This window comes from Micromonospora sp. FIMYZ51 (genome assembly GCF_038246755.1).
In the GTDB taxonomy this organism is placed as follows: Bacteria; Actinomycetota; Actinomycetes; order Mycobacteriales; family Micromonosporaceae; genus Micromonospora.
On record NZ_CP134706.1, the window covers coordinates 1,105,335 to 1,123,931 of the forward strand.

Consider the following 18,597-nt stretch of genomic DNA (forward strand, 5'->3'; position numbering starts at 1 on the left):
CCCATGGAACTGTCCGTCCGTCGCGAGACGCTGCGGCTCGTCGAGGTGGTGCGAAGCTCGCGTGGCGAAATCGACTCCGTCGCAACCTGCATGGTCACCCTGACGCACGACGGGATCACCGCCTACGGCGAAGGCACACCGACCGGGTACGACGGCGTCACCGCGGACGACGTCGTGGCGGCGATCGACGTCGGAGGAGCGGCGGCGCTCGGACGGGATCTGCGGGACCCGGCGGCCGTCCTCGACCGGATCAGTCGGTGGGACGCACCGGCGGGCGCCCGGATGGCACTCGACGGCGCCGTGCACGACTGGATCGGCAAGGCCGCCGGGCAGCCGACCTGGAAGCTGTCCGGGGCGGCCCGGACGCTCGGGCCGACCGTCTACACGATCTCGATGGCCGGACCTGAGGAGGCGGCGAGCGCGGTCCGGAACGCACCGGGAGTGGGCGCCTTCAAGGTGAAGGTCGGCGGCCCCGGCGACATCGAGACCCTCGAAGCGATCCGGGCGGTGACCACGCTGCCGGTCCGGATCGACGCCAACGAGGCGTGGGACCTTGCGACCGCCCGCGCACTCACTCCTCGGCTACGGCGGCTCGGCATCCAGTTGATCGAGCAGCCGTTCCCGGTGACCGCGATCGACGACTACCACCGCTACCGGGAGGTGCCCGACCGGCTGCCGGTCTTCCTCGACGAGGGCTGCACCGACGAGGCGAGCGTGCTGGCCGCCCGGTCGTACGCCGACGGCTTCGTCGTGAAGCTGTGCAAGGCCGGCGGGATCCGCAGCGCACGGCGGGTCATGGAGGCCGGTCGACGGGCCGGCCTCGGAACCATGATCAGCTGTATGTGCGAATCGGAACTCGCCATCAGCCAGGCCGCGCAGCTCGCACCGCTGGCCGACCACATCGACCTCGACGGCCACCTGTACCTGCGGGAGCCGCCGTTCCAGGGCCTCGGTCTCCAGGACGGCCGGATCGTCCTCGGCGACGCACCCGGTCTGGGCGTCGTGCCGTCCTGAGGAACTTTCCCGGTCATCGATGCGACATGTTGACAGGACGCGGGACACCGCAGGACGGGAGGTCACGGTGAGCTGGTACGAGGATCTGTCCCTGTGGTCCGGCTTCTCGGACGTGCTCTTCTCCGCCGAGCGGGCGCGACAGGCCGCCGACCTGGTGGCCACCTCGCCGCTGCTGGCATTCCCGCCGAGAAGCCGCGTACTCGACCAGTGCTGCGGTGTCGGCTTCTTCTCGGCACCGCTGGCCCGCCAGGGCTACCGAGTGACCGGCGTCGACATCCATCGTGAGCTATTCGAACGAGCCGAGGCCGAGGCCGAGGCGTCGTTCGTGCGCGCGGACGTGCGTGAGTACGTGTCACCGGACGCGTTCGACGTCGTGGTGAACATGTACACGTCGTTCGGGTATTTCGACGAGCACGACGACAACGTCCAGGTCTTGCGCAACGCGTACCGCTCCCTGGTGTCCGGTGGGGTGTTGATCGTGGATCTGTTGAGCAAGGAGATCTACGCCTCCTGGGTCGGGCCACCGAAGATCGTCGACGTGCCCGGCGGCATGGTGGTCATGCGCGACACGATCCTCGACGACTGGACCCGCTATCGCACCGACTGGACGCTGGTCCGCGGGAACAACGCCGAGCACACCTCGCTCACCTGCTGGGTCTACAGCGCCGCCGAACTGAAAGACATGTTCATCCAGGCCGGGTTCGAGAAGGTCCAGTGCTTCGGCAACTTCGACGGCGGACCGTACGACGGCGCAGCCACCCGACTGATCGTCCGGGGAACCAAGGCGTGACAGGCATTCGCTGGTTCACCCGGGTGCAACTCGCGCTGCTCGGAAGCGGGTTTTTCGTCAACCTGATCAACTTTTCGGTGTACCCGTACCTGGCGGTTCTGCTCCGCGACCGGATGAGTCTGGGCATGGACCAGGTGGGTCTCATCCTGGGGCTCGCGACGTTCCTTCAGTTCGCCGGCGGGCTGCCGGGCGCGGCCCTCGCCGAGCGACTCGGCCTGCAACGGTGCCTGCTGGTCGCGATGGTGCTGCAAACACTCGGCTCGCTGGGCTTTCTCGTCGGCGGCGCCTGGCCAGCGCTGACGATCGCCGCGCTGTTCCTGCGATCGGCGGCCTCGGCGGTCTACTCGCCCAGCGTTCGAGGCTATACGGTGCTCGGCGCGACCCCGGACGAGCGGCCACGGCTGGTGTCGGCGAGCTACGCCACGGGCAACGTCGGCATCGCGCTCGGGCCGGTGGCGGGCGCGCTGTTCATCCACGACCCGGCCGCGATGTTCGCCGTCGCCACCGCGCTGCACGTGGCAATGACGATCGGGCACGCCTACCTGCCCACGGAGCGGGGCGACAAGCAGGAGGCGGTCGAGCCGCTGCGCCGAGCGTTGAACGGCACGGCGGTGCTGCCGTTCGCCGTGACCGCCCTGACCCTCTACCTGCACATGCACTTCTACCAGTACCTGTCGTCGTACGCGCAGGGCCGGGTGCCGGCCGTGTTCTACGGGTCGGCCATGATGGCCTATTCGCTGATCCTGGCCGTGATCCAGCCGCTGATCTCCACATGGGTCGAGCGGATGCGATACCCGCACGCGATGGCCCTCGGCTTCGGCGGCCAGGCCGTCGGCATGCTCGCCTTCACCGTCGGGAACGAGATCGCGATCGCCGCCGGAATCCTCGCTATCGGCGCGGGCAACTCGGTGATCTTCCTCAAGAACGTCCTTGAAGCGCTCGCCCGTACGCAGCGATCTCCCACGGTCGTCTTCGGCCAGCAGCGGCTCGCCGAAGGCGCCGGCGCGTTCCTCAGCGGTCTCGCGGGCGGTGGCCTCTACCACCTGTTCGAGTCCATTGGAAACCTTCCCGGATTCTGGCTGGCCATCGCCGCGCAATGCCTGCTCCTGCCGCCGATCGTGCTCCTCGCAGACCGCATGCTCCGTCGCCCCACACTCGAACCGGCAGGTGTGTCATGAACCCGGCAGACGCGATCACCACCGCCCATGCTATCGCCGAGAGGCTCCGCGCGGACGCCGTGGAGCGGGACCACGCCAACCGACCGCCGCAGGCCGAGATCGAGCTGCTCCGCGACAGCGGCCTGCTCGCCCTCGACCCCGACGACCACCCGACCACCCACGCCGTCACCCGGATCGTGGCGGCGACCGACGCCTCGATCGGTCACCTCCTCGGCTATCACTACCTCCATCTGTGGCGAGCCTCGCTCTACGACAACGCCGAGCTGGCGACCTCGCTGCGCCAGGAGGCCGCCACCGGCCGGGTATTCGTGGCCGCCGTCAGCAACCAGCGCGACACCATCACGGCCGCCCTGACCGGCGACGCGGTCACCGTGTCCGGTCGGGGCGCGTTCGCCACCGGCTGCGCGGTCGCGGACCGCCTGCTCGTCAGCGCGATCCGCGACGACCACACGGCACGCCTGGTCGTCGTCACGCCTGGTACCGGCGGCGGAATCTCGCACCCACCAGACTGGGACAACCTGGGCCAACGCTCGACGGCGAGCGGAAGCATCGCCTTCGACAACGTCCGGGTCACCCGAGGCGACGTGCTGGGCACGTTCCCGGCCGACGAAGAGGCATCCAACCCGGGCCGCCTACGCCTGTCCCTCGTATCGCTGGCCTTCCAGGCGGTACTCACGCAGGTCCTCGTCGGCGTCGCGAACGGCGCGCTCGACGAGGCCGCCAGGTACACGCGGACGCATTCGCGCCCCTGGCCCGCGAGCGGGCTGGAGCGGGCCGTCGACGACCCGCACGTGCTCGCAGGTTACGGGGAACTCGCCGCGACACTGGACGCGGCCCGCCTTCTGGCCGACGACGCGACCCGCGCCCTCGCCGAGGCCGACACCCGGGGTCTCGCCCTGACCCCGACCGAACGTGGCCGGGCGGCGCTGACCGTCTCTGCCGCGAAGGTCGTGTCCAGCCGGCTGGCGACCGAGGCGACCAGCCGGATCTTCGAGTTCACCGGCGCCCGTGCAACGGCCCGTACGACCGGCCTCGACCGGTTCTGGCGCGACGCCCGCACGCTCACCCTGCACGACCCCGTCGCATACAAGGCCCGGGAACTCGGCACCTTCCTCCTCACCGGCCGGTACCCACCCATGACGGCATACAGCTGACTGGGGTCTGGGGGCTCGTGTTCCGGTCGGTGCCGCCGGCATGTCTGCTGGTGCCGACGGCACCGACCGGATGACCACCGCCGTCAGCTGTCGGGCGGTGTGGCGGTGGCGGCGACGAGTAGGGACAGTTCCCGTACGAGGTCGTCCATGGACTGGCCGCTCTGCGCGCGGAGCAGTCCGAGGCTCAGGTCGGCCAGGAGGTAGAAGCCGAGGGTCTTGGCCTGTTCGGAGCCGAACGCGGCGAGGAGTTCCTCGGCGCCGCAGAGGTCACCGCGATGCTTGGCCGCGATGACCCCGGCGGCGCGTTGGACCAGTTCCGCCCCTGCCGGGGTGGGTCCGGTCACGCCGATCAGATCTTTGGCGTGGCGGCGCGGGCGGCGTCGAAGCGGCCGATCACGTCCGACCAGTTGACCAGGTTCCACAGCTTGTCGACGTAGTCCGGCCGGACGTTCTTGTACTGCAGGTAGTAGGCGTGCTCCCAGGCGTCGAAGACCAGCAGCGGGGTGGAGCCCTGCCCCACGTTGCCGTGGTGGTCGTACACCTGCTCCACGATCAGCCGCTGCCCCAGCGGCTCCCAGGCCAGCACGCCCCAGCCGGAGCCCTGCACGCCCTTGGTCGCGGCGGAGAGTTGCCCGGCGAACGCGTCGAACGAGCCGAAGTGCTCGTCGATCGCGGCGGCCAGCTCGCCATCGGGACGGTCACCACCGTCCGGGGATAGGTTGCCCCAGAAGATCGTGTGCAGCACGTGACCGGAGAGGTTGAACGCGTACGTCTTCTCCAGGCCGACCAGGGTCGAGAAATCACCCTTGGCGCGGGCCTCGGCGAGCTGCTCCAGACCATCGTTGGCGCCCTTGACGTACGCGGCGTGGTGCTTGCTGTGATGCAACTCCAGAATCTGGCCGGACATCACCGGCTCCAGAGCGCCGTAGTCGTAGGGCATGTCGGGCAGGGTGTAGACCGCCATCAGAACTCCTCAGGGTGTTGCTGCCATGTTGATGCTCTTGCCACTATCTTGCAACAGAAACTGTCGACGGCATCGTCGCCGACGGTGTCCTGCTCGGCGACGCCCTCGCCACCAGCATGGACGAACACGCCCGCTTCGGCGGCGTCGTCCCCGAGATCGCGGCCCGCGCCCACCTACACGCCATCACCCCCATGGTCCGCCACGCCCTCGACCGCGCCGGAATCGGCTTCGCCGACATCGAGGCCGTCGCCACCACCGCCGGGCCCGGCCTCGCCACCGCAGTCCAGGTCGGCCTCGCCGCCGGCAAGGCCTACGCCCTCAGCCTCGGCGTACCCCTCTACGGCGTGCACCACCTCGCCGGCCACGCCGCCGTCAACACCCTCGAACACGGCCCACTCCCTGACCGCTGCGTCGCCCTCATCGTCTCCGGCGGACACACCTCACTCCTCCTCATCGGCGACCTCGCCCGAGACCCCGTCGTCCACCTCGGCGACACCGTCGACGACGCCGCCGGAGAAGCCTTCGACAAAGTCGCCCGCCTCCTCGGCCTGCCCTACCCCGGCGGACCCGCGATCGACCACATCGCCGGTGACGGCAACCCCACCGCCATCGCCTTTCCTCGACCGATGACCGGCCCCCACGACCCGCCCTACCAGTCCTCCTTCTCCGGCCTCAAAACCGCCGTCGCCCGCTGGATCGAGAAACACGGAGACCAGGCCGTGTCGGTGGCCGATGTTGCCGCGTCGTTCCAGGAGGCGGTGGCGGACACCGTCACCCGCAAGGCGCTGGCGGCGTGCCGCGACCACCAGGCCGACACCCTGCTGCTCGTCGGCGGCGTCGCCGCAAACAGCCGGGTACGGCACCTCGCCGAACGTCGCTGTGCCGCCGCCGGAGTGCGGCTGCGCGTACCGTCACCACACCTCTGCACCGACAACGGCGCCATGATCGCCGCCACCGGCGACCTCCTCATCCGCGCCGACATCACACCCGACCGACTCGACCTCGGCGCCGACCCCTCCGCCGTTCTGCACGGCGCGTTGCTGCACGGCCCACGCTGACGCCCAGATGGGTGAGGATCTCGGCGGTGGCCGATTCGGATCAGACATCCCATAGCGGGACGAAGCGCTACGCGTCCGCGGAATTGGCTGGTCTGCTGCTGTCGGGCCCAGTCTCAGGAGCGCCATGGGCTCCATCGCGGGCTAGGTGTGGCGGGACTGGTTCTACTCGACGTGATCGCTCAGAGCGCTGCGGGTGGGCCGGTGTCCGGTCGCGTCGCTCTGTGCACAGAAGCGTGCCTCATGGGTACGATTCTGCGCATGAACATGACCAGAGCCTGTGCGCACTAGCGTACCGCTGCGGTACGCTAGTGCGCATGACTCGCTCGCTGCTGGAAGAGCTCGTCGACGTGGCTGTCGATCAGCATGGTTACGTGCGCACACGGGACGCCACCGCGCGGGGCATCGATGGCGCCAACCTGCGCAAGATGGCCGCCCGGGGGCGCTTGGAGAAAGTTGGCCGAGGGTTGTACCGCGTCCCGTTCCTTCCTCGGGACGAGCATGACGAGTACGCCGAAGCGGTCCTGTGGGCCGAGGGGCGCGGGATCATTTCGCATGGCTCCGCGCTGGCTCTGCATCAGCTGTGTGATATCAACCCATCGCGGCTGCACCTCACTGTTCCCCCGACGTACACGCCCCGGCGAACCGGTGGCGAGTTGTACCGAGTGTGGCGACGTAAGCTCGATCCGGGCGAGGTGACCGCGGTTGACGGCATTCCCGTCGTCACTGCCGAGCGGGCCGTTGGTGACGGCATTGCCTCCGGGATCGATCCTCAGATGCTGACCCAGGCAATCGCCACCGCACGCCGAGAAGGGCTGCTTACTGTGGCGCAGGCAAGGCAGCTTCGACGCCAGTTGGCCGCAAAGCTGCACCGAGGAAACGGCCGGTGAAAAGTCATACCCCTGTTGGCAGCCCGGTCCCCGCAGCTCGTCGTGCCGCATCACCACCGACCAACCTGCGCTCCCTGCAAGACCGACTACGCAACTTTGCCCGGAGTCAGGGAACGCTTGTGGGGCGGGTTCAGCGACAGCTCAGCGCCCTGGTTGTCACCGAAATGCTCTCTCGGGTCGAGCAGCCGATCAGCGGCCCACCACTGCTGGTCAAAGGTGGAACTGCGCTCGAGTTTCGTCTCGGGCTGTCCGCGTCGCGTACCTCCAAGGATCTTGATGCAGTCGTGCGCGGTGACCTCGATGACTTCATGTCCCTCGCGGACGAGGCCGTCAAGATCCCATGGGCTGGCTTCACCGGTCGTGTCACCCGCCGTGCCGAGGTGGACATCCCCGGCCTGACCGTCAAGCCCCGCCGTTTCGAGGTCAAGCTCAGCTTCCGCGGCAAAGCATTCGCCACCGTCCCCGTCGAAATCAGCGCCGCTGAAGCAGGCGCGGCGGCCGAGTACGAAGAAGTTAGTGCGCCGCCGCTTGACGGCCTCGGGTTCGAGCCCGCCGCACCGGTTCCCTGCCTGTCAATCCGCTTCCAGATCGCCCAGAAGATCCACGCTTGCACCGATCCGTTAACACCCGGTGTGGTAAACACGCGCGCCCGTGACCTGGTGGATCTACTGCTGATGGAACCACTCGTCGACGATGAACAACTCCCCGCAGTAAGGGAAGCGTGCGCGCAGATATTCGCGGCACGCGCACGTCATTCGTGGCCGCCGGTGCTGCAGGTGCCCGCGGTCTGGGTGGAGCTATACCCGGCGGCAGCCGAGGGCCTCGAAGACTACGTACCAGCCGATGTGCACCGGGCCGCCGCGGCGGTCCAGCTGCTCATCAACCGCATCGCGCAGCACAGTCCTGACGACGGCCAACCGGAGATCGATCTGGCGTGGTCGGTGGATAGCACTCGGTAACAGAATTCCGTAACATCTGGGCGGTCACTGGGCGCGGAGTGGGCAGGGGCGGGCAGAGTGGATTTCGACGGCCTTGACTGGCTTCGTCGAAACAGTCCCGCTTGGCGCCTGCTCCGGGCAGACCACGCCGCCCTGGTGTTGTCGTTCCTGGGGCGGGTTTTCGTCGAGGAGAACATCCGCTCGATCTCCGCATTCGAGTTGGCCGGGCGGTTGGAGGACGAGCTCTTCGCGCTCAACGAGCGGTTCGGGGAGGGTACGTATCCGCGTACGGCAAAGGCGTACCTGGACGAGTGGGCACAGCCCGACGTGGGCTGGCTGCGCAAGTACTACCCGCCCGGATCGGACCAGGTGCACTTCGACGCTACGCCAGCGGTGGAGCGCGCGCTTGCTTGGGTGCAGTCGCTGCGCGCTCGCTCCTTCGTAGGCACCGAATCGCGGCTGAACATCGCGCTGGAGTTGCTGCGGCAGATGGCGTTCGGTGCCGAGACCGATCCGGAGGTCCGGCTGGCGGAGCTGCGGCAACGACGCGCGGAGTTGGACGCCGAGATCGCCCGGGTCTCCGCTGGCGAGGTCGACCTGCTCGATCCGTCGGCGCAACGCGACCGGTACCAGCAGTTCGTGGCGACCGCCCGAGGGCTGCTTGGCGACTTCCGGGAGGTGGAGGCGAACTTTCGCACCCTCGATCGGGAACTGCGGGAGCGGATCGCCACCTGGGACGGGTCGAAGGGTGAGCTCCTGGACGAGGTGGTGGGGAACCGTAACGACATCGCGGAGTCCGACCAGGGCCGAAGTTTCCACGCCTTCTACGATTTCCTCCTGTCACCCCGGCGTCAGCAGGAGTTCAGCGACCTGTTGGCTCGGGTGCAGTCGTTGGCGGCGATCGGTGAACCGGACCCGCGGATGCGGGGCATCCACTACGACTGGCTGGACGCGGCGGAGCGTACCCAGGCCACCGTCCGGCTGCTCTCCGAACAGCTACGACGGTTTCTCGACGACCAGGTCTGGCTGGAGAACCGACGGGTGATGGACATCCTGCGTAGCGTGGAGATTCATGCCCTTGCGCTGCGCGACCACACGACGGGTGACCTGCGGTACGAGATCGACGGCGTGGCTCCCCATGTCGTCCTGCCGATGGAGCGACCGCTGTACCAGATCAGGGCGAAGCAGGTGCTGGACAGCGGTTCCGACGCCGACGCGGCCCCGCCGGAGGTCGATGTCTCGGCCCTTTTCGAGCAGGTACACGTCGATCCAACGCGGCTGCGGGAGGCCGTCCGGGCAGCGCTCAGCGGCGGCACGCAGGTTTCGTTGCCCGAGCTGCTGGCCGAGCATCCCCTGGAGCAGGGGCTGGCGGAACTTGTCACCTATCTGTCGCTGGACAAGGACCTGACGTTCGAGTTGGTCTTCGATGAGCGGCGGCAGGAGCACGTACGCTGGCACGACGCAGACGGCCGGCAGCGGGAAGCGATCCTGCCTGCGGTGGCTTTCGTGCGCAGATCCCTCCCCGGAGGCGAATAAAGTGTCTCGAACGTCCCGGCCTGCCGAGCCCAACCTCTCGATCGCCGTCACGCACCTGATGAAGGGCGTTGTCTACCGGGACGCCCACCCGGTTCCGTGGCTGCACCTGACGCAGCTGCAGACACAGGTACGCGACTACGTCGCGGTGATGGGGCTGACCGTGGCGATCGATGAGGCTGAGGGATATGCCTTTTTGCGCTCTCGACCGGACGATTCCGACCTGGACGGGCCCGCCGTGCCCCGGCTGATCCCGCGTCGGTCGCTGTCGTTCCACGTCAGCCTGCTGCTGGCGCTCCTGCGCAAGAAACTCGCCGAGTTCGACGCGAACAACAGTGACACCCGGCTGGTGCTTACCCGCCAGCAGGTGATCGACCTGCTCACGACCTTCATGCCGACGACGATCGGCGAAGCCCGGCTGGTCGACCAGATCGACACCCATCTCCACAAGGTGGTCGAGCTGGGGTTCCTCCGCCGGCTCGACGACGGGGAAGCGAGCTACGAGGTGCGGCGGATCATCAAGGCCTTCGTCGACGGGCAATGGTTGGCTGACTTGGACACCCGGCTCGCCGAGTATGCAGCCGAGCTGTCCGGAACCACGGCGGGGCCACAGTGACCGATCATGGCCAGACCGGTGCCGTCGCGACAGCGCCGGGATTCCGGCTGCTGCGGCTGGAACTTCGCAACTGGGGTACCTTCGACGGCCGGGTCTGGACCTTTCGGCTGGACGGCGCCACCGCGCTACTGACCGGCGACATAGGTTCCGGAAAGTCGACAGTGGTTGATGCCATCACCACGCTGCTGCTCCCAGCCCACAAAATCTCTTACAACCGGGCTGCCGGTGCCGAAACTCGGGAACGGTCGCTGCGCTCATACGTGCTGGGTTACTACAAGTCGGAGCGGAACGAGGCGACCGGGACGTCCAGGCCGGTCGGGTTGCGTGGCGGCAGCAGCTACTCGGTGCTGCTCGGGGTTTTCGGCAACGCGGCGACCGGCGCCACCGTCACGCTCGGACAGGTCTTTTGGACCCGGGACGGCAACTCCGGGCAGCCGGAGCGGTTCTTCGTGACCGCCGGCGAGGAGCTCACGGTCGGCACCGACTTCGTCGATTTCGGCAGTGAGGTCGCCCAGCTCAGGAAGCGGCTGAGACAGTCCGGTGCCAAGATCTACGACCACTTCCCGGAGTACGGCAAGGACTTCCGGCGGCGTCTCGGTATCGCCTCGGACCAGGCGATGGACCTGTTCCACCAGACGGTGTCGATAAAGGCGGTCGGCGATCTCAACGACTTCGTCCGTAACCACATGCTGGAGCCGTTCGACGCTGCGGACTGGATTCGCCGGCTGGTCGCGCACTTCGACGACCTGACCCGTGCACACGAGGCTGTGGTGAAGGCCCGCGAGCAGCTCGCTGAGCTGCAACCCCTCCTGGATGCGTGCGACGCGTACGACGGCCATGCGGCCCAGATCGCGTCCTTGGACGCCCAGCGCTCGGCTTTGCCGTACTTCTGCGCGCGGGGTAAGGCGGAACTGTTTCGGGCCGAGGTCACCACACACAGCTCGGCGTTGGCGGCAGAGCAGGCCGCGTTGGCGGGCGTGAAAGGGCGGATTGCTGAGCTGGGGCAGCGACGGGACCGGCTGACATTGGAGCGCGCGGGGCATGGCGGTGACCGGGTCGCCGAGTTGGAGCGACAGGTCAGCGAGACCGAGACAGCGCGGGAGGAGCGGCGGCGGCGTTTTGATCGGTACGCTGGGTTGCTCGCCGAGGCGGGACTGGCACCCGTCGAGGCGCTGCCGCAGTTCACCGACCGCCGGGGGGAAGTCGCCGACGAGCTGGCCCGATGCGGCCAGGACCGCGCCGACCGGCAGAACGAGCTGACCGAGGCCGCAGTCGCGGTGCGGGAGCTCGCGGGTCAGGAGCAGGAGATCAATGCCGAGCTGCGCAGCCTGCGGGAACGGCGGAGCAACATCCCCCGTCGCAGTCTCGAACTCCGGGCCCGGATCTGCGCCGAGCTGAACCTGCCCGAGGTCACGCTGCCGTTCGCCGGTGAGTTGATCCAGGTACGTCCCGAGGAATCTGACTGGGAGGGAGCCGCCGAACGGGTACTGCGTGGATTTGCGCTGTCCCTGCTGGTGCCAGACGCGCACTACTCGGCCGTCGCGGACTGGGTGGACCGGCGGCACCTCGGCGGACGGCTGGTCTACTACCGGGTGCCCGCGACCCTGCCCCGCCAGCCCGAACCCAGCTACGACGAGCGACAGACCCTCTTCGCCAAACTGGAGCTGCATCCTGAGTCACCGCTGCGGCCCTGGCTGGAACGGGAATTACGCCGACGTGCCCGCTACCAGTGCGTAGACTCGCTCGCCGAATTCCGCCGGGTCGACCGGGCGCTGACCCGGACTGGCCAGGTCAAGGATGTCGGTGGCCGGCACGAGAAAGATGACCGGTCCCGCATCGACGACCGCAGCGGCTACGTGCTCGGCTGGAGCGTCGAACAGAAGATCGACGCTCTGCTGGCAAAGGCACAGCTACTTGCCGAACGGCAGATTCGGGCCACCGCTGACCGGGATGGGCTCATCAAACAGCTGAATCGGCTGACCGGACGCCACGGCACGCTGAGCAAACTTGTCGAGTTCACCGACTTCACCGAGCTGGACTGGGCAGCGGCAGTGCAACGCATCGAACGGCTGCGCTCGGAGAAGCGGCAGCTGGAGGCGTCCTCGGGGGAACTCGCCCGGCTCACCGCCGAGCTGGAACGGGTCACTGTGGAGCTCACTGAACTCGGCGACGAGCGGGACACCAGGCAGAGCCGGATCGGCCAGGTGCGGGGACAGGTCGACCGGGCCGAGCAGGGGTTGCGGGACACGCGGCGGCTGCTGGACGAGCCTGGGTACGGCGCGGCGCTGGAGTGTTTTGACACGTTGGGCAAGCGCGCAGGTGACACGGTGCCTGCGGAGCCGGCCGGCTACGACCGGCTCCGCGACGAGATCGAGGCCCAACTCCGGTTGGAGCGGGACGAGGCTGCCCGCCGGCAGGCCGCGGCGAGTAACCGAGCGGTCGGCCGGATGGCGGACTTTCGGCGCCGTTACCCGTTGGAGGCCGCCGAGCTGGACAACTCCATCCAGTCCGCGGGGGAGTACCGGGTGATGCGGGACCGACTGATCCGCGATGACCTGCCCCGGTTCGAGGCGGAGTTCAAGAACTACCTGAACACGAACACGATCCGGGACATCGCGAGCTTCCACTCGCAGCTGAACAAGCAGACGGCGCTGATCCGAGAGCGGATCGCGACGATCAACCAGTCGCTGGTCGGCATCGACTACAACCCGGGCCGGTACATTCGGCTGGACGGCAATCCGTCGCCGAACGTGGAGATTCGAGACTTCATCGGCGACCTACGGGCCTGCACCGACAACTCACTCGGCGGCGACGATTCGGACCAGTACTCGGAACAGAAGTTTCTCCAGGTCAAGCGGATCATCGAGCGGTTCCAGGGCCGGGAAGGCTTCACCGACGTCGACCGGACCTGGGCACGGCGGGTCACCGACGTGCGTAACTGGTTCGTCTTCTCCGCTTCCGAGCGGTGGCGGGAGGACGACGCCGAACACGAGACGTACACCGACTCGGGCGGCAAGTCCGGCGGGCAGAAAGAGAAGCTGGCCTACACCATCCTGGCCGCGTCACTGGCCTACCAGTTCAAGCTCGACTCTCTGGCCAGTGACGCGAACACGTTCCGGTTCGTGGTGATCGACGAGGCGTTCGGGCGCGGCTCCGAGACGTCGACCCGATTCGCGCTCGCCCTGTTCCAGCGCATCGGCCTGCAACTGCTGATCGTGACCCCGCTGCAGAAGATCCACGTCATCGAGCCGTACGTGGCGGCAGTCGGATTCGTGGACAACCCGAACGGCAACTACTCGCGGCTGCAGAGCCTGACCATCGAGGAGTACCACGAGCGGCGGCAGGCACACGAATCGAACGCGTCGCCCGCGTCGGAGGTCTGACATGGGCACTGCCGGGCGGATTCCACGGTGGACCGGGCCCGACGATCTGGTCGAGCGGCTGCGTCGTCGGTGGGAGGCGGGGGAGTTTCTCACCGCGCTGGGACGGGGCACGCCGTGGGAGCCGATCGTGGTGCCGCTGCGCGCTCCGACCGCAGCCGAAATCGCGGGCCAGTTCGGTCCGGCTCAGGACTGGATCGGGCAATGGAAAGAGGCCAACGGGGATCTCGTACGGCTTGAGTACCGTACGGTCGGCGGCCGAGTGATCGGGACCAACCGTGTGCCCGCCCGAGCGGTGATCGACACTGCACCGCAACTCTGGGCACTGCTGCGCGTCGGTGCACAGGTGGCGACGTATGAACGACTGCTGGAGGTCACTCAGGCGAGCGCACCGGCATTACTGAACTGGGTGGTGGCCCATCCCATGCAGGTGCTCGGGCAGGCGGAGCGCTGGAGCAGGCTGGTCGACACAGTGCTCTGGATCTACCGCCACGGGCAGCCGGAGACGTATCTGCGTCACATCGATGTGCCGGGCGTCGACACCAAGTTCATCGAGCAGCACCGTGGAGTGCTCGCCGGACTGCTCGACTGTCAGCTTGAGCCGAGCCGGATCGACCAGGCACACACGCCGAGCCGGTTCGCGCAGCGATACCGCTTCCGAACGAAGCCGATGTACGTCCGGCTGCGGGCGCTGGGACGAAGGCCGCCGACGCCCGGGCCGTACCGGGAGGTGACGGTACGGGTGGAGGAGCTGGCGGCGACTCCGGCCGAGGCGTCGCGGGTCATCGTGGTGGAAAATGAGATCACCTATCTGGCGCTGCCACAGGTGGACGATGCCGTCGCGGTCCTTGGCGGCGGGTACGCGCTGTCCGGGCTAGCGCCGCTGAACTGGCTAAAATCCCGTGAGCTTATCTACTGGGGCGACATGGACACGCACGGCTTCGCCATCCTGGACCGGCTCCGCCAGAACTTTCCGCACGCCCGGTCGATCCTGATGGACCGGGCGACGCTGCTCGCCCATCGCGACCACTGGGGCCGGGAGCCGAGTCCGATCCGGGCTGAGCTGCCCCATCTACACCCGGACGAGGCCGATCTCTACGCCGACCTGCTTACCGGACGGTACGCCCCGGCGCTACGTCTGGAGCAGGAACGCATCCGGTTCGGCATGGTCGAGCGGGCACTCCGTCGAGGAGATTGCCAGGTCGATAGTTGAACTTAGTTCTGCGGCGGTCACGCCGGTCCTGCTGAGCCAGCTGGTCGGATCGCCGTAACTGGCGAGCGCGGTGAACTGCTCGCTGCCGTTGGCAATCGCGAAGCCGGTCTATTGCCAACGGCCGTTCGGCAACGGCCTGGATGGGGCAGCACGGAGCCTCCCACACTGATCGTGGTCACATCGGTGGTCACCGTCCAAGATTAAATGACCATCATCGCCATATCCAGCGGCAGGAGACGTCAGTTACCTGGGAGGGGTATTTCCTGCTCAAGGCACCTGTCGGCATCCTGCGGCATGGCGTGACGGAATTGTTACCATACTGGCAGTGTGGGGGTCAGGGGTTCGAGTCCCCTCGGCTCCACTTGCGTTTCTGCAAGTAAGCCCACACCAGTCGTAGACTGGTGTGGGCTTACTGTCATTGCCCATCCGGCGCGGGTGCCAGCAGTTGCTCCACCCGGCGGTGACCTCGCCCGAACCTGGCACGGCGCTCGGCGAGCCCGGCGAGCGCGTCGGTCACGCGGGGGCGGGCAGCTCCGGTGGAGGACGCCGGTTTCCGCGATGATATTTCTCGTTGGCTGGGTGGCGATTCTTTATCTGAAATCGTCGTTTGCCTATTTTCTAACCGTGGTGGACACCTCACTGGGGGCGACATACAGTGGGTGAAGAGGCGAAGTGTCGACCCGCAGCATGAATTGAGGTGCTACTATGGCCGGCACCGTTTACCATGTTCCGGTACTGATGCGCGGAAGTAATATCCATCCGGCCAAGGGTGGATGTCTTGTCGAACTCTCCACCACTCTGCCCGGCGGCATGTGGACGGCCTATCCGGCACACGTGGATCAGGCCCTGGTCGCCCTGGCCCGGATGGTCAACGACGCGACCAGCGACGAGCGCCGGCTGAATCTGATCGGGCTCGTGCCGTGGCTGGTCGGACTGCGACTCGAAAACTGCGATCGAACCGGTCCGCTCATTGCGATTCTCGCCGCGCGGGAAAGCTTGCGGCATGCGGATCGTGCCACCGGCGAGCGCCTCAAGAATGCTGTGGCCACGATCTCTGAGATCGGCGACGGCGACGTCGGTCGTTGGCGAAGGTTGCGGCAGACGCATCTTGTCCACCGCACCATCAGGCTGGCTGTCGCCGCCTGCACCGGATCTCCGGAGTCGGACGAAACACTACGGGGCCTGTTGGTCGACGCGATCAATCTCGTTCGAGACTTGGACGGGCTGCCCGATCTGACCGACGTGCCGGTGGTCGCCGCCGGTTATCCGCTGACCCTCCCGGTCCACGTCACGCTGCACGTGGCCGGGGAGGACACCCACTACCGGTGCGTCGCGCTGCGGGGCGAGTGGCCCGAGCCGCTCAACGAGGCTTGGCAGGCGCGGATGCGCGAGCTCTCTCGACGCCGGGTGGCTGGGCACGGCAACCAGGTCGGAGACGCCGCGCGCCCGGCAACGCAGGTCAGGCGTCGACGGCCGGAGCCACCGTCCCCAAGGTGAGGCCGCTCACCAGGCGTTTCGGCGCCAGTCGTGACCGTCCGCCGAGCATCGCCAGTTCGAGCACGACCGCAAAGCCAGCGACCTGGGCACCGACGTGCTCCACCAGGGAGGCCGCCGCGGTCAGGGTGCCCCCGGTGGCCAGGACGTCGTCGACGATCAGGATGCGCTGACCTCGCGCGAGCGCGCCACGCTGGATCTGCAACGTGGCGAGGCCGTACTCCAGCTGATAGTCGGCCTCGTGGGTCGGACCCGGTAGCTTCCCCGCCTTGCGTGCCAGCAGCAGGGGACGGTCGGCGGCCAGCGCCACCGCGGTTCCCACGACAAAACCGCGGGCCTCGACCGCGAGAATCGCGTCAACCTCCCCGGCGAAGGCCCCGGCCAAAGCTGCGCCGGTGGCCCGCATCAGCTGTGGGTCGGCGTACACCCCGGCGAGATCCTGAAACAGCACGCCGGCACTGGGAAAGTCGGGAAATACCCGGATCACCCCCGCCAACTGCTCAGCGAGTGAGGTACCGGGGACCTCCGACGACTCGACCTGCGCGTGTGATGTCATGACAACCTCCGATGTCGGACGCGGTGATTCAGTGGACAGATGGCGGTCCGAGCGGGCGACGGACCTGGTGCCGGCGGGCCGATGACGCGGGTCAGTTCGCTGGTGGCAGGAAACCCACCGCCCGCCCGGGGGCACCGGTGCCGCCCTCGATGTTCAGCGGCAGGAAACAGAACCAGGCACCGCGGGCCGGCAACTTCGACAGGCCGGTGAGGCACTCCACGAACACCGCACCGGTACGCAAGGCGGCCACGTGGGTCGGTCGTCCGTCGTGGGCCGGACCCATCGACGGGGCGTCGGTGCCGACGCAGCGGATACCCCGCTCCAGGAGCAGCTCAATTGCGGCGACCGAGGGCGCTGGCCAGCCCGGCTGCCGGCCGGTGACGACCACGTCGTGCACATAGCGCTTTCCCTCTTCGCCGCGGACGTAGTGCCGGTCCCAGCCGGTGTGCAGCAGGACGATCTCCCCGGGGCGTAACCGGCCGTGCCGGCCCTCCCACTCCTCGATCACCTCGGGCATGATCAGAGGACTCGTACCCGCCCGGGTGCCGTCCGTTTCCGACGCGGTTACCCCGGCCTCGATCACCGCACATCCGCCCATGAGCTGACGTAGCGCGACTTGTTCGACAGAGATCGATCCCGCCGGACCGGCGTCGGGCAACCCTGATCCCTCAGGCGGGATGAAGTGGCACGGTGCGTCCAGGTGGGTGCCGGTGTGTTCGTCGATGGCCATCCAGCGGGTCGCGTACGGTCCGTTTCGCGACAGCGCCGTCGCGGCCGGATGCCGGTGGTCGGTGAACCAGTTCCAGGTCTTCACCTGGAACGGTTGATGGGTCGCCCAGTGGCACGGCAGATCCTCGGCGATCGGCAGGGTCAGATCCACGACGGCCCAGTTCTGTAGGCCGATCGGTGCGAGTGGGGCCCGCTGCGGCAGCGTGCTCACGACAGCCTTGCCAGCTTGCGGGTGCGGCCATTCTCGATCTCCAGCACCACGCCAGCCAACGCGATCGGCTGACCGGACAGCGGCGACGGCAGGGGCAGTGCCATCGGGTTCCCGGCGGTCTTGAGCCCGGTCACGAAGCTGTCATAGGCGAAGCCCTGAACGCCGCCCTCCGGTCCGTTCATGCCGACGTCGGTGACGAGCGCGGTGCCGCCGGGCAGGATGTGCAGGGGCAGGGTCGGCTCGTGCGTGTGGGTGCCCAGTACCGCGGCGGCTTCGCCGTCGACGGCGCGAGCGAAGATTTTCTTCTCGATCACGTGGTCGCCGTGATAGTCCACGATGACCGTTCCGATCCGTGGCGCCTTCAGCCAACCCCCGTGGTACGCGGGCTCGAACTGGCCGGCAGTGGCGGCCACCGATCGCATGGCGCAATGGTCGGCGAGGTTGAGCACGGTCACCTCCTCGCCGGCCACCTTCAGATGGATGACCCCCCGGCCGGGCACCGCGGTGCCGACGTTGAAGGGGCGGATGACCCTCGGGTGTTCGAGCAGGTCGACCGACTCGTCGCTGTCCCAGGAGTGATTGCCGCCGGTGACGACGTCGACGCCGCTGGCGAACAGCAACTCCACCTGCTTGGTGGCCATCCCGAGGCCGTTGGGTGCGCAGTTCTCCGCGTTGGCGATCACTAGGTCGGCGCGGTGTTCGGCGCGCAGCTCGGGCAGTCGTTTCGCCAGGTGGGCGTTCGCTTCCTCGCCCACGATGTCGCCAAAGAAGAGCACGATCATCAGTTCAGCCTCCGTCGTGTGTAGGCGCGTGACCTAGGCGGCCCTCCGTGGTTCATTGTCGGTATTCTCCGGCAATCTGAAATCGGCTTACGGGGGTAGT

16 protein-coding genes, 1 tRNA gene and 1 pseudogene are annotated in these 18,597 nt (G+C 67.7%); 13 read left to right on the plus strand and 5 right to left on the minus strand.

Going from position 1 to position 18,597, the window contains the following annotated elements; genetic code table 11:
- The first annotated feature begins 3 nt into the window (after positions 1-3).
- From QQG74_RS05300 to QQG74_RS05315, 4 genes are all read left to right on the plus strand, one after another.
- Complete coding sequence (locus tag QQG74_RS05300; protein ID WP_341719162.1) at positions 4-1,014, plus strand: enolase C-terminal domain-like protein; 1,011 nt, start codon at positions 4-6, stop codon at positions 1,012-1,014.
- Between the two features lie 67 nt (positions 1,015-1,081).
- On the plus strand, positions 1,082-1,804 hold the full coding sequence (locus QQG74_RS05305; RefSeq protein ID WP_341719163.1) for a methyltransferase domain-containing protein: 723 nt from the start codon (positions 1,082-1,084) through the stop codon (positions 1,802-1,804).
- Positions 1,801-2,982, plus strand: coding sequence for an MFS transporter (locus QQG74_RS05310; RefSeq protein WP_341719164.1), 1,182 nt, complete (start codon positions 1,801-1,803; stop codon positions 2,980-2,982). The genes QQG74_RS05305 and QQG74_RS05310 overlap by 4 nt, the downstream gene beginning before the upstream one ends.
- Entirely contained in the window at positions 2,979-4,136 is a 1,158-nt protein-coding gene (locus QQG74_RS05315) for an acyl-CoA dehydrogenase family protein (protein ID WP_341719165.1), read from the plus strand. Before QQG74_RS05310 ends, QQG74_RS05315 begins: the two co-directional genes overlap by 4 nt.
- 83 nt (positions 4,137-4,219) lie before the next feature.
- Here QQG74_RS05315 and QQG74_RS05320 read toward each other — a convergent pair whose 3' ends face one another.
- Entirely contained in the window at positions 4,220-4,480 is a 261-nt protein-coding gene (locus QQG74_RS05320; protein ID WP_341719166.1) for a superoxide dismutase, read from the minus strand.
- Between the two features lie 5 nt (positions 4,481-4,485).
- A complete protein-coding gene (locus QQG74_RS05325) occupies positions 4,486-5,100 on the minus strand; it encodes a superoxide dismutase (RefSeq protein ID WP_341719167.1) in 615 nt (204 codons plus the stop codon).
- A 56-nt stretch (positions 5,101-5,156) separates the two neighbouring features.
- On the opposite strand from QQG74_RS05325, the pseudogene tsaD reads away from it, so the two are divergent.
- From tsaD to QQG74_RS05370, 9 genes and pseudogenes are all read left to right on the plus strand, one after another.
- Positions 5,157-6,158: pseudogene (gene tsaD / locus QQG74_RS05330) on the plus strand (tRNA (adenosine(37)-N6)-threonylcarbamoyltransferase complex transferase subunit TsaD); the annotation flags it as partial.
- A 314-nt stretch (positions 6,159-6,472) separates the two neighbouring features.
- Positions 6,473-7,045: a type IV toxin-antitoxin system AbiEi family antitoxin domain-containing protein gene (locus QQG74_RS05335; protein WP_341719168.1), complete on the plus strand. Its 573-nt coding sequence runs from the start codon at positions 6,473-6,475 to the stop codon at positions 7,043-7,045.
- Between the two features lie 119 nt (positions 7,046-7,164).
- Entirely contained in the window at positions 7,165-8,004 is an 840-nt protein-coding gene (locus tag QQG74_RS05340) for a nucleotidyl transferase AbiEii/AbiGii toxin family protein (RefSeq protein ID WP_341719169.1), read from the plus strand.
- A 57-nt stretch (positions 8,005-8,061) separates the two neighbouring features.
- Positions 8,062-9,519, plus strand: coding sequence for a DUF3375 domain-containing protein (locus tag QQG74_RS05345; RefSeq protein ID WP_341719170.1), 1,458 nt, complete (start codon positions 8,062-8,064; stop codon positions 9,517-9,519).
- 58 nt (positions 9,520-9,577) lie between these two features.
- The gene (locus tag QQG74_RS05350; RefSeq protein ID WP_341719171.1) at positions 9,578-10,132 is read left to right on the plus strand and encodes a DUF4194 domain-containing protein; all 555 of its coding nucleotides are present in this window, start codon (positions 9,578-9,580) and stop codon (positions 10,130-10,132) included.
- Positions 10,129-13,515, plus strand: coding sequence for an SbcC/MukB-like Walker B domain-containing protein (locus QQG74_RS05355; protein ID WP_341719172.1), 3,387 nt, complete (start codon positions 10,129-10,131; stop codon positions 13,513-13,515). The genes QQG74_RS05350 and QQG74_RS05355 overlap by 4 nt, the downstream gene beginning before the upstream one ends.
- A gap of 1 nt (position 13,516) precedes the next feature.
- Positions 13,517-14,725: a Wadjet anti-phage system protein JetD domain-containing protein gene (locus QQG74_RS05360; protein ID WP_341719173.1), complete on the plus strand. Its 1,209-nt coding sequence runs from the start codon at positions 13,517-13,519 to the stop codon at positions 14,723-14,725.
- Between the two features lie 232 nt (positions 14,726-14,957).
- Positions 14,958-15,086, plus strand: a tRNA-Ala gene (locus tag QQG74_RS05365).
- Between the two features lie 344 nt (positions 15,087-15,430).
- Positions 15,431-16,222 carry a hypothetical protein gene (locus tag QQG74_RS05370; RefSeq protein ID WP_341719174.1) on the plus strand — a complete coding sequence of 264 codons (792 nt, stop codon included), beginning with the start codon at positions 15,431-15,433 and terminating at the stop codon, positions 16,220-16,222.
- On the opposite strand, the gene QQG74_RS05375 is transcribed toward QQG74_RS05370, so the two are convergent.
- The 3 genes from QQG74_RS05375 to QQG74_RS05385 all read right to left on the minus strand — a co-directional run bounded on the left by QQG74_RS05375 (position 16,185) and on the right by QQG74_RS05385 (position 18,497).
- Positions 16,185-16,775: an adenine phosphoribosyltransferase gene (locus QQG74_RS05375; RefSeq protein ID WP_341719175.1), complete on the minus strand. Its 591-nt coding sequence runs from the start codon at positions 16,773-16,775 to the stop codon at positions 16,185-16,187. The genes QQG74_RS05370 and QQG74_RS05375 overlap by 38 nt on opposite strands.
- A gap of 91 nt (positions 16,776-16,866) precedes the next feature.
- On the minus strand, positions 16,867-17,715 hold the full coding sequence (locus QQG74_RS05380) for a cyclase family protein (RefSeq protein ID WP_341719176.1): 849 nt from the start codon (positions 17,713-17,715) through the stop codon (positions 16,867-16,869).
- Complete coding sequence (locus tag QQG74_RS05385; RefSeq protein ID WP_341719177.1) at positions 17,712-18,497, minus strand: YmdB family metallophosphoesterase; 786 nt, start codon at positions 18,495-18,497, stop codon at positions 17,712-17,714. Before QQG74_RS05385 ends, QQG74_RS05380 begins: the two co-directional genes overlap by 4 nt.
- Between the last annotated feature and the right edge of the window lie 100 nt (positions 18,498-18,597).

What these genes read in the sequence shown, in the direction of transcription:
- QQG74_RS05315 (WP_341719165.1), top strand. Translation starts at nt 2,979, where the DNA reads ATGAACCCGGCAGACGCGATCACCACCGCCCATGCTATCGCCGAGAGG.
- QQG74_RS05325 (WP_341719167.1), bottom strand. Translation starts at nt 5,100, where the DNA reads ATGGCGGTCTACACCCTGCCCGACATGCCCTACGACTACGGCGCTCTG.
- QQG74_RS05385 (WP_341719177.1), bottom strand. Translation starts at nt 18,497, where the DNA reads ATGATCGTGCTCTTCTTTGGCGACATCGTGGGCGAGGAAGCGAACGCC.
- QQG74_RS05300 (WP_341719162.1), top strand. Translation starts at nt 4, where the DNA reads ATGGAACTGTCCGTCCGTCGCGAGACGCTGCGGCTCGTCGAGGTGGTG.
- QQG74_RS05370 (WP_341719174.1), top strand. Translation starts at nt 15,431, where the DNA reads ATGGCCGGCACCGTTTACCATGTTCCGGTACTGATGCGCGGAAGTAAT.
- QQG74_RS05360 (WP_341719173.1), top strand. Translation starts at nt 13,517, where the DNA reads ATGGGCACTGCCGGGCGGATTCCACGGTGGACCGGGCCCGACGATCTG.
- QQG74_RS05335 (WP_341719168.1), top strand. Translation starts at nt 6,473, where the DNA reads ATGACTCGCTCGCTGCTGGAAGAGCTCGTCGACGTGGCTGTCGATCAG.
- QQG74_RS05350 (WP_341719171.1), top strand. Translation starts at nt 9,578, where the DNA reads ATGAAGGGCGTTGTCTACCGGGACGCCCACCCGGTTCCGTGGCTGCAC.
- QQG74_RS05375 (WP_341719175.1), bottom strand. Translation starts at nt 16,775, where the DNA reads ATGACATCACACGCGCAGGTCGAGTCGTCGGAGGTCCCCGGTACCTCA.